The following is a 3,791-nucleotide window of genomic DNA, read 5'->3' as shown; positions in this document are numbered from 1 at the left end:
TTGCCTCATCAGGATATTGCTCTACGAAATTGAGTAGGTTCATGATAACTATTTGATACTAAGTTACAAAATTTAGGTAATATATCGAGGATTCATTTAATATTAAACAAACGAGCGACTTCGGAGCCGTTTCCAGCCCCCTGCAAGGGCAAGTGCTCTTGAGTTGCGGAAATTTATTTCAAGGACCTCAAGAGATAACTTGCTCTGAACAGGAGTTCAGAAAAATCCGTTTTGCAAACGGATTGGAGTTAGCAGGGAAAACCCATAGCTTCCATTACAAATTTCGGTAAGACTATTTGAATAACAGCTATTTACAACAATGACAATGAACGCCAAATGATGCCACTGAATACCACCTTAAGGCAGATTGGGACTGCTTTTATTTCCTTTGTATATGGCTAGCTGGCTGATTGGTTATATCCTTAATGAAGTAACTAAACAGCATAAATCCCGACAGCAAATCTGCGTGATTGAATGCAGACGAATTACAGATTTTTGAGTTAATGAACTACCCAATTAAGGGTCTGCAGGTGCTTAGGTAGATAGGTAGTTACATAGATACAACAGTATATACAGCTGATTGCTTAGTTAACCAAACAGCTAATTGGATATAATATTAAAAATGATAGATATGATACACGAAGAAAACAAAAATCAGCAACCCGAAAAAGAGGATTTCTCTATTGAAAATTTCATAACTGATGAAAATAAACAATCTTTCACGGAACAACAGGCAGTAACACATCGGGAAGATTTTGTCAAACCCAAAGTAGATGAGGAAGCTATTATGCGTGTAATGGCAGGCGAAGAACCTTCGGAAACTGAAACGGAAAACACAAAAACACCTGCGAGTAATACAAGAAGGATGATTTACAAGCCAAAGAAGCTGACCAAAGAGGACTACTGCGGACGGTTCTTCAAAATTCCCACGACAACGGCAAGCAGGGGGAAATCAGTGTATGTACGGCAGGAACACCACGAAACATTTAACAGGCTTACAAATATTATGGGCATCGACAAACTGACGATTTATGCGTATCTGGACAACATTATCGAATACCACTTTCAGGAGTTCGGGGAATTGATTAGGGAAATCTATAACGAGAAACACAAACCGTTGTTTTGATAACTATACGTGGTGGGTGGTACGTTTCTACCTCTTAAAATTACTTTTCAAAAGAAAAAAACAGAAAAAAAAGAAAGCCATTTTAACAAGGCGGAAAGGCGGAAAGATCAAAAGGAAACGGAATAAGTCCCGAAGGGTGGCAGGGGGCACACAACAAACTCGGCGAAGCCACCATATTTGCCCTGCCATTATGCCGTAGTCTTTTGGTTGGGTGGTGCGGTGGCTGTCCGCCTTATCTTTGCTCTCTTTTTTATTCTTTTTTTATTCAATTCCAATCAAAGAAAGGGTACAAAAAACACGTAAGGGCTAAGGATAGGGTGTTTTTTGTATGCTTTCCTTTATCCTTACAAAACTCTTTAAATGTGTGAGGGCTTTGCGAAGAAAATTTAAAGTGTTTTGAGGATTACTTTCTATTCATATTGTGCCAACATAAGCCAAATACTGCAACATAATGCCAAATGAAAACAATACATTCCCTTGTGTTCTATATTGGGTGCAAATTTTGAACCTATGGCACAAAAAGTAATACCTGACAAAGAGCAGAAAGAGAAAGAACAAATCAGAAAAAAAGAACATAGTCCTTTGATACAGGTTGATAAGCAGAGCGACCCGATTTCCAATTTCATCGCTAATTTAAAACGTCAGTTCAGGGAAGCAAAAGGCTTAATAGATTGGAATAGGCTATTCGGGGGAAAACGTACTGAACAACAAAAGCAGACTTCCGAACCTGAAAGCATAATAGGTGCGACAAAAACGCTTATCCGTTCGGACTTCAAAAATGAAGAAAAAAATCAGGCTATACAGACCAATAAAAAGCCTGCTTTAAAAATGGACAATACAATTATAACGCAACAGTCTTGTCCTAAAAGTAAGAAACCAAAGTTAGGATTATAGCCTAGTATTTGGCAACTGTACGCCAAATACCGCCATCGGATGCAACATTAAAACGACCTATGTGAATAGCTTTTATTTTAGAGGTTTAAATGATGCAGATATGGAAATAACAGTTTTAGACATTCAGATTTTGAAAGCATTGCATAGGGAAGTAAAGGAAGTTTCCAATTTGATAGCGGAAATGACTACACCCTACAAAGCACTTGCAACAGGCAACTAAATGGCTCGACCAACAGGAAGCCTGCCAATTGCTCAACATCAGCAAAAGAACGTTGCAGACGTATAGGGCAAAAGGCATTCTTGGAGCAACGCAAATTAATCGGAAAACGTATTTCAGATTATCCGAAGTAGAATTACTTATGCAGGAAGAGCGACCATCAAAAAAGCAAAAGAAATGAAACAGATTGGAAATTCAAACGAAGATATGCTTGCCCTGCTCGAAGCTGTGGTAGGTATCAAAAACGAACTGCTGTATATCAGGGAATATTTCCACCCACTCTTAAAAGGGGAAATCTACCTTTCAGGCGAACAGGTTTGCGAGATGTTACACATTAGCAAACGGACGTTGCAACAGTACAGAGATGACGGACTGATACCTTTTATCAAACTCGAACGGAAAATCCTTTTCCGTGAAAGCGATATTATAAAAGTGTTGGAAGATAACTATCAGCGTTAGCCGATTAAATGAATGCTTTGAAACTGTAAGCGTATCGGTCAATTAAATAAACAGCCACTGCTTTAAGCAGTGGGCTGCGATGTTCTAAGGAATTGTGATATAATGTTACAGGCTTGCCACAAAAGATTGCTCCATTTCCTTAAATTTATGTGATACCTTTTGCATATCCTTACCAACTTTCTCGTTGAGAATTTTTGCGTAAATCTGTGTAGTAGCAATGTTTTTATGCCCTAACATCTTGCTCAAACTTTCTAATGGAACACCCTCGCTTAAAAATAGCGTAGCAAAGGTATGACGTGCCAAATGAAAGGTTACCTTCTTTTCTACAAGGCAGTCAATCAGTTGAGATATTCTCTTTAAGCTGTCATTACAAATCGTATTTGATGGTGTAGGAAATACCTTTCCGTCCTTTGACAATCCTGCATATTTTTCAATAATCATTTTTGGAATATCTAAGAGCATCACGTTTGATGATGTAGCCGTTTTCTTTCTGCGTACAATAATCCACTGGTTGCCGTCAAAGAAATCTTGAAGATTGCTGTTTTTAAGCCCTTTCATATCTGAATAGGAAAGACCAGTAAAGCAACTGAAAACAAACAGGTCTTTAACCAATTCGTCTTTCTTTTTCTCGCAGTTAAACGTTACAAGCTGTTCCAACTCGTTCCGCAACAGATAACCTCTGTCGTTGTCCTTTTTAGTATTCTTGTACTCACTGAACGGATTAAAAGCAAGATGCTTTCTGCTCATTGCCAATCGGCAAAGCGTGGTAAAGCCAATCATATACAGCCAAATAGTGTTATGTGTCAAGCTTTGGTCATCACGCAGGTAGTAATCAAATTCCTGTACAAAATCAGGAGTAAGGTCGTTAAAAGACACATCGGAGTAGCCGTATTTTGTAAGAACAAAATTGCGAAGATGTCCTAATAGTGTTTTATACTTACTTCGTGTTCCATTTACCCGAAGTCCGCTATTGACCTTTTTCTCATAGTCGGATAAGAACTGTTCATAGAATTTGAAAAAGGTCAGTTCTCCGCTTTCCATCCCAAGAACGGCATTTTTAAGTTTAGCACTGTTTACAGCCCCCTCATTCTTCAG

The 3,791-nt window shown here is 38.5% G+C and carries 5 protein-coding genes; 4 read left to right on the top strand and 1 reads right to left on the bottom strand.

The window, feature by feature from the left end; translation table 11 throughout:
- The first annotated feature begins 631 nt into the window (after positions 1–631).
- From DRF58_RS17785 to DRF58_RS17770, 4 genes are all read left to right on the top strand, one after another.
- Complete coding sequence (locus DRF58_RS17785; RefSeq protein ID WP_116037276.1) at positions 632–1,126, top strand: DUF3408 domain-containing protein; 495 nt, start codon at positions 632–634, stop codon at positions 1,124–1,126.
- Positions 1,127–1,636: 510 nt separating this feature from the next.
- Positions 1,637–2,020, top strand: a complete 384-nt coding sequence (locus DRF58_RS17780) for a hypothetical protein (RefSeq protein ID WP_078720073.1) — start codon at positions 1,637–1,639, stop codon at positions 2,018–2,020.
- Positions 2,021–2,223: 203 nt separating this feature from the next.
- On the top strand, positions 2,224–2,418 hold the full coding sequence (locus DRF58_RS17775) for a helix-turn-helix domain-containing protein (RefSeq protein WP_245955599.1): 195 nt from the start codon (positions 2,224–2,226) through the stop codon (positions 2,416–2,418).
- Entirely contained in the window at positions 2,415–2,696 is a 282-nt protein-coding gene (locus DRF58_RS17770; RefSeq protein ID WP_034979496.1) for a helix-turn-helix domain-containing protein, read from the top strand. Before DRF58_RS17775 ends, DRF58_RS17770 begins: the two co-directional genes overlap by 4 nt.
- A 105-nt stretch (positions 2,697–2,801) precedes the next feature.
- On the opposite strand, the gene DRF58_RS17765 is transcribed toward DRF58_RS17770, so the two are convergent.
- Positions 2,802–3,791 (bottom strand): site-specific integrase (locus tag DRF58_RS17765; RefSeq protein ID WP_116037274.1); only part of this gene is annotated, 990 nt, incomplete at its 5' end.

This window comes from Epilithonimonas hispanica, from assembly GCF_003385395.1.
Taxonomy (GTDB): domain Bacteria; phylum Bacteroidota; class Bacteroidia; order Flavobacteriales; family Weeksellaceae; genus Epilithonimonas; species Epilithonimonas hispanica.
The sequence above is the reverse complement of the archived record's forward strand: the minus strand, read 5'-3'. Positions and strand labels throughout refer to the sequence as shown.

Excerpts from the sequence above, each read along its gene's own strand:
- DRF58_RS17785 (WP_116037276.1), top strand. The coding sequence starts at position 632 with ATGATACACGAAGAAAACAAAAATCAGCAACCCGAAAAAGAGGATTTC.
- DRF58_RS17780 (WP_078720073.1), top strand. The coding sequence starts at position 1,637 with ATGGCACAAAAAGTAATACCTGACAAAGAGCAGAAAGAGAAAGAACAA.
- DRF58_RS17770 (WP_034979496.1), top strand. The coding sequence starts at position 2,415 with ATGAAACAGATTGGAAATTCAAACGAAGATATGCTTGCCCTGCTCGAA.